We start from the raw sequence: 22,207 nt of genomic DNA, 5'->3' as shown, positions 1-22,207 counted from the left end.
TCTGTGGTCATATGGCCGCGATCGAGTGCAGGCGTGCCCGGAAAAACAGCCAATTTAACATATTGGCGCCTTGCCCAAAATCCCCGCCGTTGTTAGAGTTTGCCGCACTTTTTTACCCACGCGTTGCCTAGGGTCCTTTTCCCATGTTCAAGAAACTGCGTGGCATGTTTTCCAGCGATCTTTCCATTGACCTGGGCACTGCCAACACCCTTATTTACGTGCGTGAGCGCGGTATTGTCCTGAATGAGCCATCAGTTGTGGCCATTCGGACCCACGGTAATCAGAAAAGTGTCGTTGCGGTCGGTACCGAAGCCAAGCGCATGCTCGGCCGTACTCCCGGCAACATCGCCGCCATTCGCCCGATGAAGGACGGCGTGATCGCCGACTTCAGCGTCTGCGAAAAGATGCTGCAATATTTCATCAACAAGGTGCACGAGAACAGCTTCCTGCAGCCCAGCCCGCGCGTGCTGATCTGCGTGCCTTGCAAATCCACCCAGGTGGAACGCCGTGCCATCCGTGAATCGGCGCTGGGCGCCGGTGCCCGCGAAGTGTTCCTGATCGAAGAGCCCATGGCGGCCGCCATCGGCGCCGGCCTGCCGGTCGAGGAAGCCCGCGGTTCGATGGTCGTCGACATCGGCGGTGGTACCACCGAAATCGCCCTGATCTCGCTCAATGGCGTGGTCTATGCCGAATCCGTGCGTGTGGGCGGCGACCGCTTCGACGAAGCCATCGTCACCTACGTGCGTCGCAACTACGGCAGCCTGATCGGCGAATCCACCGCCGAACGCATCAAGCAGGAAATCGGCACCGCTTACCCAGGCGGCGAAGTGCGTGAAGTCGACGTGCGTGGCCGCAACCTGGCCGAAGGCGTTCCACGCGCCTTCACCTTGAATTCCAACGAAGTGCTCGAAGCCCTGCAGGAGTCGCTCGCGACCATCGTGCAGGCCGTCAAGAGCGCGCTGGAACAGTCGCCTCCCGAGCTTGCGTCGGACATCGCCGAGCGCGGCCTGGTGCTGACTGGCGGTGGCGCGCTGCTGCGCGACCTCGACAAGCTGCTGGCCCAGGAAACCGGCCTGCCGGTGATCGTCGCCGAAGACCCGCTGACGTGCGTGGCTCGGGGTGGCGGTCGCGCCCTGGAAATGATGGACAAGCACACCATGGATCTGCTCTCCAGCGAATAACTTCGCGGGAAAGATTCCTGGGGTCGTTTACAGGTAGCGTCTTCGATGCTACCTGTATGCGTCCTGTACTTTCGATCCGGGCCGGTTTGCCGTCACATGAATGACCACATGAACATTTGCCTGGGAGGAGCGGCCTATTAAACCGCTTTTCACCAAGGGCCCCTCACTGGGCGTGCGCCTGTTGGTGCTGGTCGTGCTGTCGGTCGCGCTGATGGTCGTCGACGCGCGCTTCATCCTGCTCAAACCCGTGCGCAGCGAAATGTCGCTGGTGCTGATGCGTGCCTATTGGGTCACCGACCTGCCGCAGCGCCTGTACGAAGGCGTTGCCAGCCAGTTCGGCAGCCGCACCGAGCTGCTGGCCGAAAACGAGAAACTCAAGACCGAAGGCCTGTTGCTGCAGGGGCGCCTGCAGAAGCTGGCGGCGCTGACCGAGCAGAACGTGCGCCTGCGCGAGTTGCTCAATTCTTCGGCGCTGGTGAACGAAAAGGTCGAGGTTGCCGAGCTGATCGGCATGGACCCGAACCCGTTCACCCATCGCATCCTGATCAACAAGGGCGAGCGCGATGGCGTGGTACTCGGCCAGCCGGTGCTCGACGCGCGTGGCCTTATGGGGCAGGTGGTCGAATTGATGCCCTACACCTCGCGTGTGCTGCTGCTCACCGACACCACCCACAGCATTCCAGTGCAGGTCAACCGCAACGGGCTGCGCGCCATCGCCAGCGGCACGGGCAATCCCGAGCGGCTCGAGCTGCGCCACGTGGCCGACACTGCCGACATCAAGGAAGGCGACCTGTTGGTCAGCTCTGGCCTGGGCCAGCGATTCCCGGCGGGTTACCCGGTGGCCACGGTCAAGGAAGTCATCCACGACTCCGGTCAACCCTTTGCCATCGTCCGCGCCGTGCCGACCGCCGCCCTGAACCGCAGCCGCTATCTGCTGCTGGTGTTCAGCGACAGTCGCTCGCCGGAGCAGCGGGCGACCGAAGCTGCGCAGGCGCAAGAGGCGGCCGACCGCCAGGGTGCCGCGCCACAGGACGGCACCCCGGCGACGCCGGTCCCTGCAGCAACCTCCGCGCCAGCCACTGCTGCGCCCGCTGCGGCACCGGCAACGCCTGCCCACACCACGACGCCGGCAGCCACCACCCCGGCGCGTGCCAGCTCGGCCCCGGCCGCCACCCCTGAGCGAACCCCGCCGGCGACACCTTCGCGCTCTGCGCCGGCCACCACACGGGAGAGGCAATAATGGTTGGTACGCGCTCGCGCAATGGCTGGGTGATCTGGCTGACCTTCGTCGTCGGTCTGCTGCTGTGCGTGTCGCCCATGCCGCAGTTCATGGAAGTGTTGCGGCCGCTGTGGCTGGCCCTGCTGCTGGCCTACTGGACGCTCTCGGTGCCACACAAGGTGGGCATGACCACCGCCTGGATCCTCGGCCTTGCGCAAGACGTGCTGTTCGGCACCCTGCTTGGGCAGAACGCACTCATCCTCAGCCTCATCACCTTTCTGATCCTGTCCCTGGCCCAGCGCATGCGCATCTTTCCAATGTGGCAGCAGAGCCTGGTCATCCTCGTGGTCTTCGGTCTGGCGCAGCTGGTGCAGCTGTGGCTGAGCGCGTTGACCGGCAACCGCCAACCTACCCTGGCCCTGCTGTTGCCTGCCTTGATGAGCGCCTTGCTCTGGCCGTGGGTCAGCTACCTGCTGCGTGGCTTGCGCAAGCGCCTGGGCATCAACTGACGGGCCCGCGCGGCCCGACGCGGAGACGCCTTGCATGCCTACCCTGTACCTGGCTTCCAGCTCGCCCAGGCGTCGTGAACTGCTGACGCAGATCGGCGTACCCTTCAACGTGATCAACGCCGTCATCGACGAAACACCCAGGCCCGGCGAAGAAAGCCATGCATACGTGCAGCGCATGGCCGAAGAAAAGGCGCGCGCCGGCTGGCAGTCGCGGTCGCAGCCGGGGGCCGCTCACGTGCTGGGCGCGGACACTGCAGTGATCGCGCAAGGACGCATTCTCGGCAAGCCGCGCGACCAAGCCGATGCCCTGGCAATGCTGGCCCTGTTATCCGGCAGCACCCATGAAGTGCTCACCGCCGCGGCGCTGTTCGATGGCACGCAGATGGACATCGGCACGGCCTCGGCGCGGGTCACGTTTCGCCCGATAGACGAAGCCGAAGCCCGTGCCTACTGGGCCAGCGGCGAACCGGTGGACAAGGCGGGGGGCTACGGCATCCAGGGTCTGGGCGCAATATTCGTAGAAAAGCTCGAAGGCAGTTATTCTGCCGTCGTCGGCCTGGGTTTGTACGAAACCGCGGCGCTGCTGCAACGCAATGGCATCGCCTGCTGGCAAGTGTCCTGAAGAGGGCCGGCCGGGAGCGCCATCGTCATTACAATAAAGACACCAGGAACGAGACCCAGCCATGAGCGAAGAGATTCTGATCAACATCACGCCGATGGAATCGCGCGTGGCCGTGGTGGAAAACGGTGTCCTGCAAGAGGTCCACGTCGAGCGCACCCAGCGGCGCGGGATCGTCGGCAATATCTATAAAGGCAAGGTGGTGCGCGTGCTGCCCGGCATGCAGGCCGCCTTCATCGACATCGGCCTAGACCGCGCCGCGTTCATCCACGCTTCGGAAATCTCCCTGCGCGAAGGCTCGACCCTGGAAACCATCAGCGCCCTGGTCCATGAGGGGCAGAGCCTGGTGGTACAGGTCACCAAGGACCCGATCGGCTCCAAAGGCGCGCGCCTGACCACCCAGCTGTCGATTCCCTCACGCTACCTGGTGTACATGCCACGCACCCGGCACGTCGGCATTTCCCTGAAGATCGAGGATGAAGGCGAGCGTGAGCGCCTGAAGAAGGTGGTGGCAGACTGCGTCGAGAAAGAGGGTATCCAGGAGGTTGGCGGGTTCATCCTGCGCACCGCCGCCGAGGGGGCGGGCGCCGAGGAAATTCTCATGGACATCCGCTACCTGCGCCGGCTGTGGGACCAGATCAACGCGCAGATCCAGACCGTCGGGGCGCCGACCGAGATCTACGAGGACCTGGACCTGGCGCTGCGGACCCTGCGCGATCTGGTCAACCCGAAGATCGAGAAGATCCGCATCGACTCCCGGGAGACCTTCCAGAAGACCACGCAGTTCGTGGCCGAATTGATGCCCGAAATCGCCGACCGTCTCGAGCACTACCCGGGCGAGCGGCCCATTTTCGATCTGTACGGTGTGGAAGACGAGATCCAGCGGGCGCTGGACCGCAAGGTGCCACTCAAGTCCGGCGGCTATCTGGTGGTCGATCCGGCCGAGGCGATGACCACCATCGACGTCAACACCGGGGCCTTCGTTGGCCACCGCAATCTCGAAGAGACCATCTTCAAGACCAACCTGGAAGCGGCCACCGCCATTGCCCGGCAGCTGCGTCTGCGCAACATCGGCGGAATCATCATCATCGACTTCATCGACATGGAAGATGAAGAACACCAGCGCCAGGTTCTGCGCACCCTGGAGAAGCAGCTCGAACGCGATCACGCCAAGACCAACATCATCGGCATCACCGAGCTGGGCCTGGTGCAGATGACCCGCAAGCGCACTCGCGAAAGCCTTGAACAGGTCCTGTGCGAGCCCTGCATCTGTTGCCAGGGCCGCGGCAAGCTGAAAACCCCGGAAACGGTGTGCTACGAGATCTTCCGCGAGATCCTGCGCGAGGCTCGGGCCTATCAGGCCGTGGGCTACCGCGTGCTGGCCAATCAAAAAGTGGTCGACCGGCTGCTCGATGAAGAATCAGGCAATGTGGCTGAACTGGAAGCCTTCATCGGACGAACCATTCGCTTCCAGGTCGAGTCCATGTATTCCCAGGAACAATATGATGTGGTGCTGCTCTGAAACGGCCAGTGAAACGATTTTCCAGTCTTCAGGCTTCCAGTCTTCAAGCTTCGGGCTTTCAGGCTGACGCGGCCTGTGGCGGGAGCATGCCTGCATGGTCCGCTTGAATGCCGTGCTCGCTGGCCTGACGCGTTGGGCGCTGACGCTGTGTGCGGTGCTGCTGGTGTTGCTGGCGCTGTACGTCAGCCTGGGCCGGCAGCTGGTGCCCCTGGTGGCCGAATACGACGCGCAGATCGAGGCACGTGCCAGCGAAGCGCTGGGCATGCCGGTGCGCATCGGCAGCCTGGAAGGACGCTGGAGCCGTCTGGCACCGATACTGCTGGTTCACGATGTGCAAGTGGGCGAGGGCAGCAATGCGCTGCGTCTGGATCGAGTCAGGGTGGTGCCGGACCTGTGGGGCAGCCTGTTGGCGCGGTCGGTGCGCATTGCCCATCTCGAACTGGGCGGCGTACAGCTCAGCGCCGTCGAGGATGCTGCCGGCAAGTGGTCGCTCAAGGGGCTGCCGCAGCAGCAGGACCAGGCCTTCGACATGCAGCGCACGCTGCAGCAGATGCAACAGGTCGAGCGGCTGTCGGTGCTCGACAGCCAACTGACCCTGCAACCGTTCGAGCACGACCCGCTGACCTTGACCTATGTGGGTCTGAGCCTGCGCACCAGCGAAGAGCGCCAGCGCCTGGATCTGCGCCTGCATTTGCCTGATGGCCAGCCGCTGGCGCTGAACGTGGAGGCACAGCTGCGTGCCGAACGGTGGCGCCAGGGCCGTGCCCAGGTCTATCTGAACCTGCCGCAGAGCGACTGGGCGCAATGGTTGCCGAGCCGCTACACCCAGGCCTGGAAACTCGAACAGTTCAAGGCGGGCGGCGAGTTCTGGCTGGACTGGGCGGATGCCAACGTCCAGCGAGCCGTGGTCAAGCTCGATGTGCCGACGTTCAAAGGTGCCCGCGCCGAGCACAAGCCCTACGCCATCGCCGATCTCAAGCTGCAGGCCTGGGCGCAACGCAGCGCCGAAGGCTTCGACCTGAACCTGGGCACCTTGGCCATGACCCTGGATGGCAAGCCCTGGCAGACCCACGTGGCTCTGCAGCAGCGCGCCGCGACGTCCGCGGCCGAGGAGCAGTGGCGCATCCAGGCCGATCGTCTCGACCTGACACCGATCACGCCGTTGCTGGACGCGCTGGTGCCCCTGCCCAAGCAGGTGGCAGCCATCGCCAACGGCCTGAACCTCACCGGTGTGCTGCGCAACGTCTCGCTCGACATCCGCCCCAAGGCCACCGGGGCCGAGCGCCTGAGCTACGCGGCCAACCTCGAGAACGTCGGCTTCGACGCCTATTCCGGCGCCCCGGCGGCGGACAATGTCAGCGGTAGCCTGATCGGCGATATCGGCCAGGGCGAGCTGCGCCTGGACAGTGAAAAGTTCATGCTGCACCTGAGCCCGATCTTCGAAAAGCCCTGGTATTACCTCAAGGCCAACGCTCGCCTGAATTTCAAGCTCGATGAACACGCGTTCACCCTGATCGCACCGGCCATCAAGGTGCTGGGCGAAGAAGGCAACATTGCAGCGGACTTTCTCATTCGTCTGCCATTGCACCATGAGGCCGAGCCCTACATGGACCTGCGCGTCGGCCTGGTCGATGGTGATGGCGCCTACACCAGCAAATATCTGCCCAAGGTACTCAGCCCAGCGGTCGACCAGTGGCTGCGTACGGCGATCAAGCGCGGCGCGGTCGACCAAGGTTACTTCCAGTACCAGGGTTCGCTGGCCAGCGCGGCCGAGGCGCATTCGCGCAGTATCACGCTGTTCTTCAAGGTCCACGACGTGACCCTGGCGTTCCAGCCCGGTTGGCCGGAGGCGCGCAAGGTCGCCGGCAATGTCTATATCCAGGACGGTGACGTGCGCATCCTGGCCGACCGCGGGCAGATCCTCGACACCAAGGTCAGCGACGTTTCCGTCACTGTGCCCCATGTACCCCTTGGCGAGGACAGCCACCTGTATGTCAAAGGCAGCTTCGACGGGGGGCTGGCCGACGGTTTGAAAATTCTGCAGACCGCGCCCATCGGCACCGCCGACATTTTCGCCGGCTGGCAGGGTGAAGGCCCGCTCAAGGGCAGGCTCGACCTCGACATTCCGCTGGTCAAGGGCCATGAGCCCAAAGTCGTGGTGGATTTCAGCACCCACGCGGCCCGCCTGAAGATCAAGTCTCCGGAGCTTGCGCTCAGCCAGCTGGGCGGGGCGTTTCGTTTCGACTTCGACAAGGGGTTGAGCGGCGAGGGCATCACTGCCCAGGCGTTCGATCAGCCGGTGAAGGCGCAGATTTCTGCCGAAGGCAAGCCAGGCGAGCCGTTGACCCGCATCGTCGCCCACAGCCAGATCACCGTGAAGCGCCTGGTCGACTGGTTGCAGGTCAAGCAGGCCGTGCCGGCTTCCGGTGATATTGCCTACCAGCTGCAGCTCAAGTTGGGTGCCGACAGCCAGCTTCGCGTCGACTCCGACCTCAAGGGTGTCGACATCGACCTGCCTGCGCCCTTTGGCAAAACACGCCCTGTGGCGCGCCCGACCGTATTCGTGATGAACCTGCAGGACCGGGAACGCCGCTTCGACGTCACCTATGCCGATCTGGCCGGTTTTGCCTATGCAGCTCCGCCCGCCGACCTGGCCAATGGTCGGGGCGAGTTGCTGGTCGGCTCTGGTACGCCGCAGATGCCCACAACCCAGGGGCTGCGAGTCCGTGGCGCGTTGCCGACCCTGGATCTGGAGCCTTGGCAGCAGCAGGCCGAGCAATACACCGGTGGCGATCCGGGTGGCACTGCCAGCCAGTTGATCAATGCGGTCGACCTGCAGGTCGGCACGCTCAAGGGCTTCGGTCAGCAACTCGACCAGGCGCACGTGCAACTCAACCGCAGCCCCAGCGCCTGGCACCTTGCCCTGGCCAGCCAACAGATCACCGGCAAGGTCGATGTGCCCGATGGCAAGGCGACCCCGATCAACGTCGACCTCGATACCGTGCGCCTGCCGCCGGTCGATCCGAACGCGGTCAAGGCCGACAACCCGGTGGAAGCACCGGACCCTTTGGCCAATGTCGACCCACGCAAGATACCCGCGGTGAATGTCAGGATCCGCCAGCTGTTGCAGGGCGAAGAGTTGATCGGCAGCTGGTCGTTGAAGCTGCGCCCAACTTCCAAGGGTGTCGCCCTCAACGATCTCGACCTGGGTCTCAAGGGCTTGATGCTGCACGGCGCGGGCACATGGGAAGGCGCGCCGGGAGCCTCCAGCACGTGGTTCCGCGGGCGCTTGCAAGGCAAGAACCTGGCCGATGTGCTGCAGGCGTGGAAATTTGCCCCGACCGTGACCAGCGAGTCGTTCCACCTCGACGCCGATGGTCGCTGGCCGGGTTCGCCGGCCTGGGTCGGGCTCAAGCGTTTTTCCGGCAACCTGGACGCTACTTTGCGTGATGGCCAGTTCGTCGAGGTCGAGGGCGGCGCCCAGGCTCTACGCGTGTTCGGCCTGCTCAACTTCAATGCCATCGGCCGTCGCCTGCGCCTGGATTTCTCCGATGTGCTGGGCAAGGGTTTGAGCTACGATCGAGTCAAAGGCCTGCTGGTGGCCAGCGAAGGGGTCTATGTGACGCGTACCCCGATCACCCTGCGCGGTCCCACCACCGACATCGATCTGGACGGTACCCTGGACATGGTCCGCGACGGCGTCAACGCCAAAGTGCAGGTTGCCCTGCCGATCACCAACAGCCTGCCGCTGGCAGCGGTGCTGGTCGGCGCGCCGGTGGTGGGCGGCGCCTTGTTCGTGGTGAACAAGCTGCTGGGCGACCGCGTGGCGCGCTTCGCCAGCGTGCAATACCGCATCGAGGGTTCCTGGAAGGATCCGCAGATGACCCTGGTCAAGCCTTTCGGCGGCTGATGGCGCGGTGGCCGTCGCCCGGTATCGGACTGTCGGCCGGGCTCCGGTATTGAAAAAGTGTCCGGGCGGACGCATGTATTGAGCATCCGTCACCGACACCCGAATTGCGCGGGCCGCTTCCGGCCACCCGCGCGCAGTCATTTGCGCAGGACGCCACGCGTCCTGCGAGCACTTTCCCACGCAGCACGCGAAGCGTCCTGCGAGCTTTTTCTACGCAGTACGTCGAGCGTCCTGCGAGCTTTTTCTACGCAGTACGTCGAGCGTCCTGCGAACAGCGCGGAGTAAATATGAGCCAGATGTTATCCACCGTCAGCGAACACCTGCTGGCACCCGGCGGCCTCACGCTGGACAGCCTGCAGTCGGTGTTGGGCGAGTTGGCCGGCCCCGGTATAGACGCCGCCGACCTGTATTTCCAGGGTCAGATTTCCGAGTCCTGGGCGCTGGAAGACGGCATCGTCAAGGAAGGCAGCTTCAACCTCGATCAGGGCGTGGGCGTGCGCGCTCAGTCCGGTGAGAAGACCGGGTTCGCCTACAGCAACGCCATCACTCAGGACGCCCTGGTGCAGGCCGCGCGTGCGGCCCGCTCGATTTCCCGCGCTGGCCAGAACGGCCGCGTGCAGGCGTTCAGCAGTCCTGTGGTCAGCCAGTTGTACGGTCCTGACAACCCACTGGAGGTCCTGACCCGCGCCGAGAAAGTCGACCTGCTCAAGCGTGTCGACGCCGCCACCCGCGCGCTGGACCCGCGTATCCAGCAAGTCACCGTCAGCATGGCCGGTGTCTGGGAAAGAATTCTCGTCGCTGCAGCCGATGGCAGCCTGGCCGCCGACGTGCGTCCACTGGTGCGCTTCAATGTCAGTGTGATCGTCGAGCACAATGGGCGTCGCGAGCGCGGCGGCCACGGTGGCGGTGGCCGCACCGATTACCGTTACTTCCTGGCCGAAGACCGCGCCATGGGCTACGCCCGCGAAGCGCTGCGCCAAGCGCTGGTCAACGTCGAGGCGGTGGCGGCGCCGGCCGGTACCATGCCCGTGGTGATGGGCGCGGGCTGGTCCGGCGTTCTCTTGCACGAAGCGGTCGGGCACGGCCTGGAAGGCGATTTCAACCGCAAGGGCAGCTCGGCCTACAGCGGCCGCGTGGGCGAGAAGGTCGCCTCCAGCCTGTGCACCATCGTCGACGATGGCACCCTGGCCGGGCGTCGCGGTTCACTGAGCGTCGATGACGAAGGCACGCCTACGCAGTGCACCACCCTGATCGAAAACGGCGTGCTCAAGGGCTACATGCAGGACAAGCTCAATGCGCGTCTGATGGGCGTGGCCGCCACAGGCAACGGTCGTCGCGAATCCTATGCGCACCTGCCCATGCCGCGGATGACCAACACCTACATGCTGGCGGGCGAAAGCGACCCGGCCGAAATCATCGCCTCGGTGAAGAAGGGCATCTATTGCGCCAACCTGGGTGGCGGGCAGGTGGATATCACCAGCGGCAAGTTCGTCTTCTCGACCAGCGAAGCCTACCTTATCGAAGACGGCAAGATCACCACGCCGGTCAAGGGCGCCACGCTGATCGGCAATGGCCCGGAAGCGATGAGCAGGGTCTCGATGGTCGGCAACGACCTGTCGCTCGACAGTGGCGTGGGTACCTGCGGCAAGGATGGGCAGTCGCTGCCCGTGGGCGTGGGCCAGCCGACCTTGAAGATCGACGCGATCACCGTGGGCGGTACCGGCGCCTGAAGCGGATGACAGGCAGGCCGGGCGGCCTGCCTTCAGGCGTATCAGCGCAAGCCGCGTTGAGTTTCGTCCAGCTCGCGGATGTACTTGAAGATCTTGCGCGTAGTGGCAGGCGGTTTGTTGTGCGCCGTCTCGTGCTGGGCCTGGCGAACCAGGTTGCGCAGGTGCTGGCGATCGGTTTCCGGGTACTCGGCGAAAAACGCCTCGAGCACCTGGTCCGGGCCGGCTACCAGCCGATCACGCCAGCGCTCCAGGTTGTGAAAGCGCTCGTTGTATTGCCGGGTGGAGGCGTCCACTTGGTCGAGCAGCACCAGAATGGCTTCGATGTCCTGGTCGCGCATCAGTTTGCCGATGAACTGGATGTGGCGTTTGCGCGCGATGTTCGCCGTGTGCTTGGAGGCATCGGCCAACGCCCGGCGCAGGCCATCGGTCAAGGGCAGGCGATCGAGCATGTCCGGCTTGAGCGTGATGAGGCGCTCGCCCAGATCGGTCAGCGCATGCAGCTCGCGCTTGACCTGAGTTTTGCTTTTTCCCTCGTCGAGGGAGTCGTCGTAAGAATCAACCATGGGGGCCGTCCGCAAATAAACGCCGCCATGATAACCAGTCGGGGGCCGCTTGTCTGGCCCGGCCGTAGATCGGCCCGCCCCGAACCCGAATTTGATTGGAGAACACCATGAACGCACCCCAGAGCGTCGGCCCGCAGGCATTGCCAGTCCTGCAGGAGCAAGTGCAGCAGATCATCGATGAAGCCAAGCGTCAGGGGGCCAGCGCCTGTGAGGTGGCCGTGTCGCTGGAGCAGGGCTTGTCCACATCGGTGCGCCAGCGCGAAGTCGAGACCGTCGAATTCAACCGCGACCAGGGTTTCGGCATCACCCTGTACGTCGGCCAGCGCAAGGGCTCGGCCAGCACCTCGGCGAGCGGTCCGCAGGCCATTCGTGAAACCGTCGCTGCAGCCCTGGCGATCGCCAAGCACACCTCCGAGGATGAAAGCTCGGGCCTGGCCGACGCCGCTCTGATGGCCCGCGAGCAGCCCGATTTCGACCTTTACCACGCCTGGGACATCACGCCCGAGCAGGCCATCGAGAAAGCCCTGGCCTGCGAAGCCGCAGCCTTCGACGCCGAGCCCTTGATCAAGAATGCCGACGGCACCACGCTCAACACTCACCAGGGCTGCCGCGTGTATGGCAACAGCCACGGCTTCATCGGTGGCTATGCATCGACGCGACACAGCTTGAGCTGCGTGATGATCGCCGAAGCCAACGGGCAGATGCAGCGCGACTACTGGTACGACGTAAGTCGCCAGGGCGAGTTGCTGGCCGATGCCGCTTCCATCGGTCAGCGCGCCGCGCAACGCGCTGCCGCCCGTCTCGGTGCACGGCCGGTGCCGACGTGCGAGGTGCCGGTATTGTTTTCGGCCGAACTGGCCGGGGGGCTGTTCGGAAATTTCCTCGCGGCGATCTCCGGTGGCAACCTGTACCGCAAATCCTCGTTCCTGGAAGGGGCGATGGGCCAGCGGCTGTTCCCCGAGTGGCTGACCCTGGACGAGCGTCCGCACCTGATGCGCGCCATGGGCAGCGCGGCATTCGACGGCGACGGCTTGGCAACCTACGCCAAGCCGTTCGTAGAGAATGGCGAGCTGGTGTCCTATGTGTTGAGTACCTATTCGGGCCGCAAACTCGGCTTGCCCAGTACGGCCAACTCCGGTGGCGTGCACAACCTGTTCGTAACCCATGGCGACGAAGACCAGAAAGCGCTGCTGCGCCGCATGGGCCGCGGCTTGCTGGTGACCGAACTGATGGGCCATGGCCTGAACATGGTGACCGGCGACTACTCGCGCGGTGCGGCCGGGTTCTGGGTCGAGAATGGCGAGATCCAGTTTCCGGTCCAGGAAGTGACCATCGCCGGCAACATGCGTGACATGTTCAAGCAGATCGTCGCCGTGGGCAACGATCTGGAACTGCGCAGCAACATCCGCACCGGCTCGGTGCTGATCGAGCGCATGACGGTCGCCGGGAGCTGATCCCGTTGCCCGGCCCTTCAGGTCGGGCAATCTGTGCTGCGATGCTTGTTTTGATTCTCAATATCAATCAATAATAAAACTCATTACCGCTGATGAGTGTCGATCATGCTCGGCAAGTTGAACGAGGCCAGGCTGAAGGGCGCTGGCCCGCCAGCCGATCGAGGTGGCCGCGGCCAACCCGATCATCGGATATCGGCAAGCTGTCCAGATTGCCGAGCTAGCCTACAGGGAAGGTCGGCCGGTGATTGATGTGGCGCTGGAACACATGGACTTGCGTCGCGAACAGCTCGGCGACGTGCTCGACCCGGAAAAGCTCACCGCTGGCGGTATCGGACCGCTGGGCAACCGCTGGGAGACATCCGCCATGCAGCACTGGAAACGAATCACGGAGACGGCCAATGCCAGCTTTGTCCGGGGCGAGCTGATCGAGGCGCGCGAGCATTACCTGCAGGCCCTGGCATGGGCCCAGGTGCTGTTCGAGCGCTGGGCGGATGTCGACGAAGCAGTGGCCGCATGCGTCATCTCCCACCACAACCTTGCCGACCTGCACCTGCAGTTGCATCAACCCGAAGAAAGCGCAGAGTACCTGTGCGCCATTCATGAACGCCTGTTGCAAGCCGCCCAGGATTCCAGACTGCAGCCTGCGCTGCGCGATGCGGCCCTGCGCCATGCCAGCAAGACCTACGCCGAACTGCTCGGCTTCACTCGCCAGCATGGCGAATACCCCCGTACCCACCGGTTGCTGTGTGGTGCCGCCGACACCGACGTTGCGCCAGTCGTCACGCAACCCGATAACCTTCACTACGGAGTTCACTGAAAATGCCTTATACCTTGCCTGCCTTGTCGTATGCCTACGATGCCCTGGAGCCGCACATCGATGCTGCGACCATGGAAATCCACCACACCAAGCACCACCAGACCTACATTACCAACGTCAATGCCGCCATCGAGGGCACCGAATACGCCGGGTGGCCCGTTGAAAAGCTGGTCGCCTCGGTCAAGCAGCTGCCGGAAAACCTGCGCGGCGCCGTCACCAACCACGGCGGCGGCCATGCCAACCACAGCCTGTTCTGGGAAGTCATGTCGCCCAACGGTGGCGGTCAGCCGCAGGGCAGCGTGGCTCAGGCCATCGAAACCGAGCTGGGTGGGTTCGATGCCTTCAAGGAAGCGTTCACCAAAGCCGCGCTGAGCCGCTTCGGCAGTGGCTGGGCCTGGCTCAGCGTCACCCCGGAAAAGAAGCTGGTGGTGGAGAGCAGCGGCAACCAGGACAGCCCATTGATGAATGGCAACACGCCGATTCTGGGCCTGGACGTCTGGGAGCACGCCTACTACCTCAAGTACCAGAACCGTCGGCCTGAATACATCAACGCGTTCTACAACGTGGTCGACTGGGCCAACGTCGAGAAGCGCTACCAAGCCGCCGTGAACTGAGCCCCGCGCCATGGGATCGCAGGCCTTCGCGCTGGTCAGTGTTCGTCGCTTTCGCCTGGCGCTGGGCACGTTGCTGTTATTGGCAGGCGCGGCCCTGCTGGTAGGCGAGCTGCTGGCCTGGCTCGACCTCGAGCCGCGCATCCTGCGCGCGCTCGAAGGCGGGGCCATCTGCGCCCTGGGCACGGCTCTGGGCGCGGTTCCCGTACTGGTCATCCGCAGCATGCCAGTCGCCGTGGCTGATACATTGCTGGGCTTCGGCGCGGGCGTGATGCTGGCGGCCACTGCGTTCTCGCTGATCATTCCCGGCCTGGATGCGGCAGCGGCCATCGGTTTCTCACGCTGGGGCGCTGGTGGCCTGATGAGCCTGGGCATCATGTCCGGAGCGTTCTGCCTGTATCTGGTGGACCGGAGGGTTTCCGGAGTCACACCGGACTATCTGGTGGGCAGCACGCAGCAGCCTGTGATCCCTGCACGTATCTGGATCTTCGTGATCGCCATCATCGCTCACAACATCCCGGAGGGCATGGCCATCGGCGTGTCGGCTGGCGGCGGCATGCACGATGCCGACAGCCTGGCGATGGGCATTGCCCTGCAGGACGTCCCCGAGGGCCTGGTGATTGCGCTGGTACTGGCAGGTGCCGGAATGGCGCGCTACAAAGCTTTCCTGATTGGCGCCGCGTCTGGCCTGGTCGAGCCGGTATTCGCCGTGCTCTGTGCCTGGTTGGTGCGCATGGGCGAGCTGTTGCTGCCCTTGGGCCTGGCCTTCGCGGCCGGCGCGATGCTGCTGGTAGTGACCCACGAGATCATTCCCGAGTCACGCAGCAATGGTCATCACAAGTTGGCGAGCCTGGGCCTGTGTGTAGGGTTCTGCCTGATGATGGTCATGGACACTGCGCTGTCTTGACCCCTGAACCCAGAACCTGACGTAGCGCAGTACTCGACTGCCGCTACCGGGTTCTGCTTCTCGGCCGCTGGCTGGCTTTACTCGCCTTCGTCGAACTTGTCGTTGATCAGTTTGACGATGGCATCGAGCGCCTGCTGATCCTGCTCGCCTTCGGTGTGCAGGTGGATGGTGGTGCCTTTTCCGGCTGCCAACATCATTACACCCATGATGCTCTTGCCGTCGACCAAAGCTTCCGGCGTACGGCCAACACGTACCTGGCAGGGAAAGCGTCCCGCCACGCCGACGAATTTGGCTGCGGCGCGGGCGTGCAGGCCGAGCTTGTTGATGATTTCTACTTGGAGGGCGGGCATTGCGCGGGGGATCCTTTCAGCTGAGGTCGCGATGGCGAACCTGGACGTTCTTGAGCGACTGCTGCAGCAATCGGCCCAGGCGCTCGGTCAAGTATACCGAGCGATGATGCCCGCCTGTACAGCCGATGGCGATGGTGACATAGGCACGGCTGCTGGCAGCGAAGCGCGGCAGCCATTTGAGCAGGTAGGAGGAGATGTCCTGATACATCTCTTCGACGTCCGGCTGGGCCGCCAGGTATTCGGCGACCGGGGCGTCGAGCCCGGACTGTTCTCGCAGCTCCGGCTTCCAGTAGGGGTTGGGCAGGCAGCGCACGTCGAACACCAGGTCGGCGTCTATGGGCATGCCGCGCTTGAACCCGAATGACTCCACCAGAAAGGCCGTACCAGGCTCTGGCTTGTTCAGCAGCCGGACCTTGATGGCATCGCGCAGCTGGTAGAGGTTCAGGTTGGTCGTGTTGATCTTGAGGTCGGCCAGATCGACGATGGGCCCGAGCAGGTCGCTCTCGACGCGAATGGCCTCGGCCAGCGAGCGGCTCTCGTTGCTCAGCGGGTGGCGGCGACGGGTCTCGGAAAAACGCTTGAGCAGCGTTTCTTCGTCGGCGTCCAGGTACAGCACATCGCAATTGATGTGCTTGGCCCGTACTTCGGCCAGCAGTTGGGGAAAACGTGATAAATGGCTGGGCAGGTTGCGCGCATCGATCGACACCGCTACCTGCGGCTGTGCCAGCTCGGTGTGGATCAGGGCACGCTCTGCCAGTTCGGGCAGCAACCCGGCCGGCAGGTTGTCGATGCAATAGAAACCGTTGTCTTCGAGAACATCCAGGGCAGTGCTCTTGCCTGAGCCTGAGCGGCCACTGACGATGATCAAACGCATGGTTAATGACCGCTCTGTTCGTCCAGTACCACTTGGTACAAGGCTTGATTGCTGGGCGCCGAACGCAGTTTCTCACGCACTTCCTTGCGATCGAGCATGCTGGCGATCTGGCGGAGCAACTCCAGGTGGGCATCGGTGGCCGCTTCGGGTACCAGAAGCACGAACAGCAGATCCACGGGAGCACCGTCGATGGCGTCGTAGTCGATCGGGGCGCTCAGGTGGATAAGGGCGCTGACGGGTGTATCGCAGCCCTTCAGGCGACAATGCGGGATGGCAATGCCGTTGCCGAATCCGGTCGAGCCCAGTTTTTCACGGGCAACGAGCGCTTCGAATACCGTTTGGGTATCCAGCGTGGGCACTTCGCGACCGATCAACTCGGCGATGTTTTCGAGTGCTTTCTTCTTGCTGCCGCCCGGCACGTTCACGCATGAACGGCCGGGGGTCAGGATGGTTTCTAGTCGGATCATGAGTGGGGAGTGTCAGCGAGCAGTCGCGCCTTGCAGCAGACTTTGCTGTTTTTCCTTATGCTTTTTGAGTTGGCGATCCAGCTTGTCGGTAAGCAGGTCGATGGCCGCGTACATGTCGTCATGTTCGGCGTTGGCAACCACCTCACCACCGGGTATGCGCAGGGTGGCTTCGATTTTCTGTTTGAGCTTCTCGACCTCCATGATCACCTGAACGTTGGTGATCTTGTCGAAATGACGTTCGAGCCGCTCGAGTTTTTCCCCGATGTAGGTTCGCAGGGGTTCGGTCACATCCAGTTGGTGTCCACTGATGTTGACTTGCATACCGCTTCTCCTTATTGCCATTGCATAAAGAAGCAGGCTTGGGTGCCTGCCACTGGAACGCTGTGGCACATCGCAGGGCTACATCAACCGCTTGCGTTCGCTGGACGGCGCAATCCCGAGGGATTCGCGATACTTGGCGACCGTTCGGCGGGCTACCTGGATGCCTTGTGCCTCCAGTAAACCAGCGATCTTGCTGTCACTCAACGGCTTTTTCTGATTTTCGGCCGCGACCAGTTTCTTGATGATCGCGCGGATCGCCGTGGAGGAGCATTCGCCACCTTCCGAGGTACTGACATGGCTCGAGAAAAAGTATTTCAGCTCGTATATGCCACGGGGTGTATGCATGTATTTCTGCGTGGTCACCCGTGAAATGGTCGATTCGTGCATGCCCACCGCCTCGGCAATGTCGTGCAGCACCAGAGGCTTCATGGCCTCGTCGCCATAGTCGAGGAAGCCGCGCTGGTGCTCGACGATCTGCGTCGCCACCTTCATCAGGGTCTCGTTACGGCTCTGCAGGCTCTTGATGAACCAGCGCGCTTCCTGCAGCTGGTTGCGCATGAAGGTGTTGTCGGCGCTGGTATCGGCGCGCCGCACGAAACCGGCGTACTGCGGATTGACTCGCAGGCGTGGCACGGACTCCTGATTGAGCTCGACCAGCCAGCGGTCGCTGTCCTTGCGCACGATGACATCGGGCACGACGTATTCCGGCTCGCTGGATTCGATCTGCGAGCCGGGCCGCGGATTGAGGCTCTGCACCAGCTCGATGACCTGGCGCAGCTCGTCTTCCTTGAGCTTCATGCGGCGCATCAGCTGGCTGTAGTCGCGCGAGCCGAGCATGTCGATGAAGTCGCTGACCAGGCGCTGGGCTTCGGCCAGCCAACGGGTCTTGGGCGGCAGCTGGCGCAGCTGCAGCATCAGGCATTCGCTCAGGTTGCGCGCGCCAATGCCAGCGGGCTCGAACTGCTGGATGCGGTGCAGCACCGCTTCGATCTCATCCAGCTCGATGTCCAGTTCAGGATCGAAAGACTCGCAGATTTCCTGCAGCGTTTCATCCAGGTAACCCTGGTTGTTGATGCAGTCGATGATGGTCACGGCGATGAGCCGATCGGTGTCGGACATGGGCGCCAGGTTCAGCTGCCACAACAGATGCGTCTGCAGGCTTTCGCCGACCGATGTGCGCGTGGTGAAGTCCCACTCGTCGTCATCGTTGCTCGGCAGGCTGCTGGCGCTGGTCTGGTAGATGTCTTCCCAGGCGGTGTCCACAGGCAGTTCGCTGGGGATGCGCTCGTTCCAGTCGCCTTCCTCGAGGTTGTCGACCGTAGGCGCGGATTCCTGGAAGCTCGGCTCCTGGATTTCCTGGGGCGGTGTCTGCTCGACCTTGTCGGCCAGCGGGTCGCTGTTGTCGAAGTCGTCGCCTTCTTCCTGGCGTTCGAGCATGGGATTGGATTCCAGCGCTTCCTGAATCTCCTGTTGGAGGTCCAGAGTCGATAGCTGGAGAAGGCGGATGGCCTGTTGCAACTGCGGTGTCATCGTCAGTTGCTGGCCCATACGTAGGACGAGCGATGGTTTCATGGCAGGAACTTAACACCTTGGTCGCCGGCGCGAAGCGCCTTCTACTACGGGTACCGAAGCACCCGGCTTATGTCGTAAGCAAATTATATGCCTGAAACCTGAGTGTTTGCCTAGGGCGCCATGAAAATTAATGCCCGTGGGAGGGCGCTGGCGCCCTCGGGCCTTACAAGCGGAACTCGTGGCCCAGGTAGACTTCGCGTACCAGATCGTTGGCCAGAATGGTCTGGGCATCGCCTTCGGCAATCAGCTGGCCGTCGTTGACGATGTAGGCCGTTTCGCAGATATCCAGGGTCTCGCGGACGTTGTGGTCGGTGATCAATACGCCGATGCCCTTGGTCTTGAGGTGGTGGATGATCTGCTTGATGTCGCCGACCGAAATCGGATCGACACCGGCGAAGGGTTCGTCGAGCAGGATGAACTTGGGTGCGGTGGCCAGGGCGCGGGCGATCTCCACGCGGCGACGTTCACCCCCCGAAAGACTCATGCCCAGATTGTCGCGGATGTGCGTGATGTGGAATTCCTGCAGCAGGCCTTCGAGCTCTGCCAGCCGAGCCGTGGCATCGAGTTCCTTGCGGGTTTCCAGAATGGCCATGATGTTGTCGGCCACCGACAGCTTGCGGAAGATCGAGGCCTCCTGCGGCAGGTAACCGATGCCGGAGCGGGCGCGGCCATGCATCGGCTGGTGACTGACGTCCAGCTCGTCGATGAGCACGCGGCCCTGATCGGCCTGCACCAGGCCGACGATCATGTAGAAACAGGTGGTCTTGCCGGCCCCGTTGGGGCCCAGCAGGCCGACGATCTGCCCGCTTTCGATGGACAGGCTGACGTCGCGTACGACTTGCCGGCTCTTGTAGCTCTTGGCCAGGTGCTGCGCTTTCAGAACTGCCATTACTGGGCCTTCTGCGGTGCGTCGGATTTCTTCTTCGGCTGGATCACCATGTCGATGCGCGGACGAGGCGTGGTGACCTTGCTGCCCGTGGCACGGCCGGCGTTGACCACCTGGCGCACGGTGTCGTAGACGATCTTCTCGCCTTCGGACGTGTTGCCGTCGTTGATGACCTTGGCCTTGTCGATCAGCACGATGCGGTTCTGCGCCGCGAAGTACTGGATGGTCATGCCGTAGGCCTGCACGATGGGCTTGTCGGCGGCGGGTTTCTGCTCGTAGTAGGCCAGGTTGCCGACAGCAGTGAACACGTCCACGTCGCCCGTGGCATTGCGGGTGATGGTCACGGTATTGCCGGTGATCTTCATCGACCCTTGGGTAATGATCACATTGCCCTTGTAGGTCGCCACACCCTGTTTGTCGTCGAGCTGGGCATCGTCGGACTGGATATGAATGGGCTGATCGCGGTCAGTGGGCAGTGCCCAGGCGCTCGCGCTTCCCAGTGCTGCGCTCAGGCTGAGCAAAAAGGGGAGGGTTTTAACGAGCCTCATACTGTCCTCTTACGTTGGACAGCAAGTTGATCTTGCTGTCATTCAGATACGCTTTCATGCCCTTGGCCGTCGACACGCCACCGGCGCCGTCGATTCTAACGTCTTGGTCGGTCTGCGCATATTGCTTCTGTGGGAAAACGGTCATGCGCGAGCTGGTGATCAGCGTAGCGCGGCTTTTCTGATCGGTACGCGCGATGCGCACCGAATCGATCAGCTCGACTTCGCTGCCATCGGGATTGACTTCGCCACGGTCGCTGGTCACGTGCCATGGATAGACGGTTCCGCGGTACAGCTGCATGTCGGGCTTGGTCAGCAAAGTGACCTGCGACGTCTTCACGTGCTCGACCTTGTCGGCGGTCATGTCGTACTGCACGCCGCCATCGGGCAGGTATTGCCGAGCCTTCGCGTTGATAGCGTAGTAATCGATCTGGCTTTCGTCGATGGCTGCCGTGGGCTGGTCGAGGAAGCGCTCCGGGCTGATGTCCCAGTAGCCGATGGCGGCGAACAGCAGCCCCAGCACACCCAGGATGACGATATTGCGGATTTTCTTGTTCAGCATGTCAGGCCCTACAGGTAGGCGGCGCGGGCCGCTTCGAGATTGCCCTGGGCATCGAGGATCAGCTCGCAGAACTCGCGTGCCGCCCCGAAGCCGCCACTGGCCTGGGTCACACCGTCGGCATGCTGGCGCACGAAGGCATTGGCATTGGCCACTGCCATGCCCAGGCCCACCCGGCGAATCACCGGCAGGTCAGGCAGGTCGTCGCCCAGGTAAGCCACTTGTTCATAGCTCAGGCCGAGTTCGGCGAGCAGTCCGTCGAGCACCACGAGTTTGTCTTCACGGCCCTGAAAGAGGTGGGCGATGCCCAGGTTTTTGGCACGCCGCTCCACCACCGGGCTCTTGCGACCGGTGATGATGGCCGTGGTCACGCCACTGTTGATGAGCATCTTGATGCCCTGACCATCCAGCGTGCTGAAGCTTTTGAACTCGCTGCCGTCTTCCAGGAAATACAGGCGGCCATCGGTCAGTACGCCGTCGACGTCGAATACGGCCAGCTTGATGGCCTTGCCTCGCTGCAGGAGGTCGTTGCTGCCAGTCTCGGGCATTGCACCATTCTCGGTCATTACATGACTCCCGCGCGCAGTAGGTCGCCAAGGTTGAAGGCGCCTACCGGACAGTCTTGATCGTCAACCACGATCAGTGAGTTGATCTTGTTGTCTTCCATGATCTTCAGCGCCTCGGCAGCCAGCATGTCGGCGCGAGCCGTCTTGCCGTGGGAAGTCATGACGTCTTCGATTCGAGTGCTGTGGACATCGATGGTGCGATCCAATGTGCGCCGCAGATCGCCGTCGGTGAAGATCCCGGCCAGGCGGCCATCGGCTTCCAGGATGGCGGTCATGCCCAGGCCCTTGCGGGTCATTTCCATCAGGGCATCGCGCAGCAGCGTACCGCGCGCCACCTGTGGCAGCGCAGTGCCGGTGTGCATCACGTGCTCCACCTTGAGCAGCAGGCGTCGGCCCAGCGCTCCGCCGGGATGGGAGAAGGCGAAGTCTTCGGCCGTGAAGCCGCGCGCCTCGAGCAGAGCAATGGCCAGCGCATCGCCCAGCACCAGGGTAGCGGTGGTGGAGGAGGTCGGCGCCAGGTTCAGCGGGCAGGCCTCCTGGGCGACGCGCGCGTCGAGATTGACCTCGGCAGCCTGGGCCAGGGGTGAGTCGGGGTTGCCGGTCATGCTGATCAGCGGAATGCCCATGCGTTTTATCAAAGGCAGCAAAGTGACGATCTCCGCTGTCGAACCGGAGTTGGACAGGGCCAGGATGATGTCCTGGCGAGTGATCATGCCCATGTCGCCATGGCTGGCCTCGGCAGGATGAACGAAAAACGCCGGGGTGCCGGTGCTGGCCAGGGTCGCGGCGATCTTGTTGCCGATATGGCCGGACTTGCCCATGCCCAGCACGATCACGCGGCCGTTGCTTTCGAGGATCAATTCGCAGGCGCGCACGAAATCGGCGTCGATGTGGGCAAGCAGGCCCTCTACCGCTTCGATTTCGAGACGTATGGTGCGGTGCGCGGATTGGATCAGGTCGCTGGTCTGGCTCATGGCGAAAATCGGTAGGCCCGGTGAAAAGGCGGCGATTATAGCGGGAATGGA

The 22,207-nt window shown here is 63.1% G+C and carries 22 protein-coding genes and 1 pseudogene; 12 read left to right on the top strand and 11 right to left on the bottom strand.

What is annotated here, in order from left to right:
• Positions 1-143: 143 nt before the first annotated feature.
• From mreB to tldD, 7 genes are all read left to right on the top strand, one after another.
• On the top strand, positions 144-1,181 hold the full coding sequence (gene mreB / locus IFT80_RS06820) for a rod shape-determining protein MreB (protein ID WP_008371426.1): 1,038 nt from the start codon (positions 144-146) through the stop codon (positions 1,179-1,181).
• A 166-nt stretch (positions 1,182-1,347) separates the two neighbouring features.
• Complete coding sequence (gene mreC / locus IFT80_RS06815) at positions 1,348-2,421, top strand: rod shape-determining protein MreC (protein ID WP_197975790.1); 1,074 nt, start codon at positions 1,348-1,350, stop codon at positions 2,419-2,421.
• A complete protein-coding gene (gene mreD, locus IFT80_RS06810; RefSeq protein ID WP_122479515.1) occupies positions 2,421-2,909 on the top strand; it encodes a rod shape-determining protein MreD in 489 nt (162 codons plus the stop codon). Before mreC ends, mreD begins: the two co-directional genes overlap by 1 nt.
• A gap of 34 nt (positions 2,910-2,943) precedes the next feature.
• The gene (locus IFT80_RS06805) at positions 2,944-3,531 is read left to right on the top strand and encodes a Maf family protein (RefSeq protein WP_192137022.1); all 588 of its coding nucleotides are present in this window, start codon (positions 2,944-2,946) and stop codon (positions 3,529-3,531) included.
• A 61-nt stretch (positions 3,532-3,592) separates the two neighbouring features.
• Positions 3,593-5,050, top strand: coding sequence for a ribonuclease G (gene rng, locus IFT80_RS06800; protein ID WP_122479513.1), 1,458 nt, complete (start codon positions 3,593-3,595; stop codon positions 5,048-5,050).
• A gap of 94 nt (positions 5,051-5,144) precedes the next feature.
• Positions 5,145-8,960: a YhdP family protein gene (locus IFT80_RS06795; protein ID WP_192137020.1), complete on the top strand. Its 3,816-nt coding sequence runs from the start codon at positions 5,145-5,147 to the stop codon at positions 8,958-8,960.
• Positions 8,961-9,247: 287 nt separating this feature from the next.
• Positions 9,248-10,690, top strand: coding sequence for a metalloprotease TldD (gene tldD / locus IFT80_RS06790; protein ID WP_122479511.1), 1,443 nt, complete (start codon positions 9,248-9,250; stop codon positions 10,688-10,690).
• Between the two features lie 41 nt (positions 10,691-10,731).
• Here the strand turns inward: tldD and yjgA are convergent, their stop codons facing one another.
• Positions 10,732-11,253: a ribosome biogenesis factor YjgA gene (yjgA, locus tag IFT80_RS06785; RefSeq protein ID WP_192137018.1), complete on the bottom strand. Its 522-nt coding sequence runs from the start codon at positions 11,251-11,253 to the stop codon at positions 10,732-10,734.
• Positions 11,254-11,360: 107 nt separating this feature from the next.
• On the opposite strand from yjgA, the gene pmbA reads away from it, so the two are divergent.
• The 5 genes and pseudogenes from pmbA (at position 11,361) to IFT80_RS06760 (ending at position 15,042) form a co-directional block, all read left to right on the top strand.
• On the top strand, positions 11,361-12,707 hold the full coding sequence (pmbA, locus tag IFT80_RS06780; RefSeq protein ID WP_185794052.1) for a metalloprotease PmbA: 1,347 nt from the start codon (positions 11,361-11,363) through the stop codon (positions 12,705-12,707).
• A gap of 114 nt (positions 12,708-12,821) precedes the next feature.
• Positions 12,822-13,038, top strand: a pseudogene (gene aspA / locus IFT80_RS06775) (aspartate ammonia-lyase); the annotation flags it as partial.
• Between the two features lie 33 nt (positions 13,039-13,071).
• The gene (locus IFT80_RS06770; RefSeq protein WP_192137129.1) at positions 13,072-13,524 is read left to right on the top strand and encodes a hypothetical protein; all 453 of its coding nucleotides are present in this window, start codon (positions 13,072-13,074) and stop codon (positions 13,522-13,524) included.
• Between the two features lie 2 nt (positions 13,525-13,526).
• Complete coding sequence (locus IFT80_RS06765; RefSeq protein WP_192137017.1) at positions 13,527-14,138, top strand: superoxide dismutase; 612 nt, start codon at positions 13,527-13,529, stop codon at positions 14,136-14,138.
• 10 nt (positions 14,139-14,148) lie between these two features.
• Positions 14,149-15,042, top strand: coding sequence for a ZIP family metal transporter (locus IFT80_RS06760; RefSeq protein WP_122479505.1), 894 nt, complete (start codon positions 14,149-14,151; stop codon positions 15,040-15,042).
• Positions 15,043-15,119: 77 nt separating this feature from the next.
• Here IFT80_RS06760 and IFT80_RS06755 read toward each other — a convergent pair whose 3' ends face one another.
• The 10 genes from IFT80_RS06755 to IFT80_RS06710 form a co-directional block, all read right to left on the bottom strand.
• A complete protein-coding gene (locus IFT80_RS06755; protein ID WP_122479504.1) occupies positions 15,120-15,392 on the bottom strand; it encodes an HPr family phosphocarrier protein in 273 nt (90 codons plus the stop codon).
• Between the two features lie 16 nt (positions 15,393-15,408).
• The gene (gene rapZ / locus IFT80_RS06750; protein WP_122479503.1) at positions 15,409-16,266 is read right to left on the bottom strand and encodes an RNase adapter RapZ; all 858 of its coding nucleotides are present in this window, start codon (positions 16,264-16,266) and stop codon (positions 15,409-15,411) included.
• Positions 16,267-16,268: 2 nt separating this feature from the next.
• Positions 16,269-16,733 (bottom strand): PTS IIA-like nitrogen regulatory protein PtsN, encoded by a 465-nt coding sequence (gene ptsN, locus IFT80_RS06745; protein WP_122479502.1) that lies wholly within the window; start codon positions 16,731-16,733, stop codon positions 16,269-16,271.
• 12 nt (positions 16,734-16,745) lie between these two features.
• Complete coding sequence (gene hpf, locus IFT80_RS06740; protein ID WP_049860579.1) at positions 16,746-17,054, bottom strand: ribosome hibernation-promoting factor, HPF/YfiA family; 309 nt, start codon at positions 17,052-17,054, stop codon at positions 16,746-16,748.
• Positions 17,055-17,132: 78 nt separating this feature from the next.
• Positions 17,133-18,626: an RNA polymerase factor sigma-54 gene (locus tag IFT80_RS06735; protein ID WP_192053588.1), complete on the bottom strand. Its 1,494-nt coding sequence runs from the start codon at positions 18,624-18,626 to the stop codon at positions 17,133-17,135.
• A gap of 163 nt (positions 18,627-18,789) precedes the next feature.
• A complete protein-coding gene (gene lptB, locus IFT80_RS06730; RefSeq protein WP_192104046.1) occupies positions 18,790-19,515 on the bottom strand; it encodes an LPS export ABC transporter ATP-binding protein in 726 nt (241 codons plus the stop codon).
• A complete protein-coding gene (gene lptA / locus IFT80_RS06725; RefSeq protein ID WP_043186718.1) occupies positions 19,515-20,060 on the bottom strand; it encodes a lipopolysaccharide transport periplasmic protein LptA in 546 nt (181 codons plus the stop codon). Before lptA ends, lptB begins: the two co-directional genes overlap by 1 nt.
• Positions 20,047-20,619, bottom strand: coding sequence for an LPS export ABC transporter periplasmic protein LptC (lptC, locus tag IFT80_RS06720; RefSeq protein WP_192137015.1), 573 nt, complete (start codon positions 20,617-20,619; stop codon positions 20,047-20,049). Before lptC ends, lptA begins: the two co-directional genes overlap by 14 nt.
• Before the next feature lie 8 nt (positions 20,620-20,627).
• Complete coding sequence (locus IFT80_RS06715; RefSeq protein WP_122479735.1) at positions 20,628-21,164, bottom strand: KdsC family phosphatase; 537 nt, start codon at positions 21,162-21,164, stop codon at positions 20,628-20,630.
• Positions 21,165-21,181: 17 nt separating this feature from the next.
• On the bottom strand, positions 21,182-22,156 hold the full coding sequence (locus tag IFT80_RS06710; protein WP_122479499.1) for a KpsF/GutQ family sugar-phosphate isomerase: 975 nt from the start codon (positions 22,154-22,156) through the stop codon (positions 21,182-21,184).
• Positions 22,157-22,207 lie beyond the last annotated feature (51 nt).

It is taken from the genome of Pseudomonas sp. CFBP 8771 (genome assembly GCF_014841695.1).
GTDB classification, from domain to species: Bacteria; Pseudomonadota; Gammaproteobacteria; order Pseudomonadales; family Pseudomonadaceae; genus Aquipseudomonas; species Aquipseudomonas baltica.
This window is presented reverse-complemented; position numbering and strand designations above follow the sequence as displayed.

Coding starts and splice junctions, on each gene's coding strand:
- mreB (WP_008371426.1), top strand. CDS start 144: ATGTTCAAGAAACTGCGTGGCATGTTTTCCAGCGATCTTTCCATTGAC.
- mreD (WP_122479515.1), top strand. CDS start 2,421: ATGGTTGGTACGCGCTCGCGCAATGGCTGGGTGATCTGGCTGACCTTC.
- IFT80_RS06805 (WP_192137022.1), top strand. CDS start 2,944: ATGCCTACCCTGTACCTGGCTTCCAGCTCGCCCAGGCGTCGTGAACTG.
- rng (WP_122479513.1), top strand. CDS start 3,593: ATGAGCGAAGAGATTCTGATCAACATCACGCCGATGGAATCGCGCGTG.
- IFT80_RS06795 (WP_192137020.1), top strand. CDS start 5,145: ATGGTCCGCTTGAATGCCGTGCTCGCTGGCCTGACGCGTTGGGCGCTG.
- tldD (WP_122479511.1), top strand. CDS start 9,248: ATGAGCCAGATGTTATCCACCGTCAGCGAACACCTGCTGGCACCCGGC.
- yjgA (WP_192137018.1), bottom strand. CDS start 11,253: ATGGTTGATTCTTACGACGACTCCCTCGACGAGGGAAAAAGCAAAACT.
- pmbA (WP_185794052.1), top strand. CDS start 11,361: ATGAACGCACCCCAGAGCGTCGGCCCGCAGGCATTGCCAGTCCTGCAG.
- IFT80_RS06770 (WP_192137129.1), top strand. CDS start 13,072: ATGCAGCACTGGAAACGAATCACGGAGACGGCCAATGCCAGCTTTGTC.
- IFT80_RS06765 (WP_192137017.1), top strand. CDS start 13,527: ATGCCTTATACCTTGCCTGCCTTGTCGTATGCCTACGATGCCCTGGAG.
- IFT80_RS06760 (WP_122479505.1), top strand. CDS start 14,149: ATGGGATCGCAGGCCTTCGCGCTGGTCAGTGTTCGTCGCTTTCGCCTG.
- IFT80_RS06755 (WP_122479504.1), bottom strand. CDS start 15,392: ATGCCCGCCCTCCAAGTAGAAATCATCAACAAGCTCGGCCTGCACGCC.
- rapZ (WP_122479503.1), bottom strand. CDS start 16,266: ATGCGTTTGATCATCGTCAGTGGCCGCTCAGGCTCAGGCAAGAGCACT.
- ptsN (WP_122479502.1), bottom strand. CDS start 16,733: ATGATCCGACTAGAAACCATCCTGACCCCCGGCCGTTCATGCGTGAAC.
- hpf (WP_049860579.1), bottom strand. CDS start 17,054: ATGCAAGTCAACATCAGTGGACACCAACTGGATGTGACCGAACCCCTG.
- IFT80_RS06735 (WP_192053588.1), bottom strand. CDS start 18,626: ATGAAACCATCGCTCGTCCTACGTATGGGCCAGCAACTGACGATGACA.
- lptB (WP_192104046.1), bottom strand. CDS start 19,515: ATGGCAGTTCTGAAAGCGCAGCACCTGGCCAAGAGCTACAAGAGCCGG.
- lptA (WP_043186718.1), bottom strand. CDS start 20,060: ATGAGGCTCGTTAAAACCCTCCCCTTTTTGCTCAGCCTGAGCGCAGCA.
- lptC (WP_192137015.1), bottom strand. CDS start 20,619: ATGCTGAACAAGAAAATCCGCAATATCGTCATCCTGGGTGTGCTGGGG.
- IFT80_RS06715 (WP_122479735.1), bottom strand. CDS start 21,164: ATGCCCGAGACTGGCAGCAACGACCTCCTGCAGCGAGGCAAGGCCATC.
- IFT80_RS06710 (WP_122479499.1), bottom strand. CDS start 22,156: ATGAGCCAGACCAGCGACCTGATCCAATCCGCGCACCGCACCATACGT.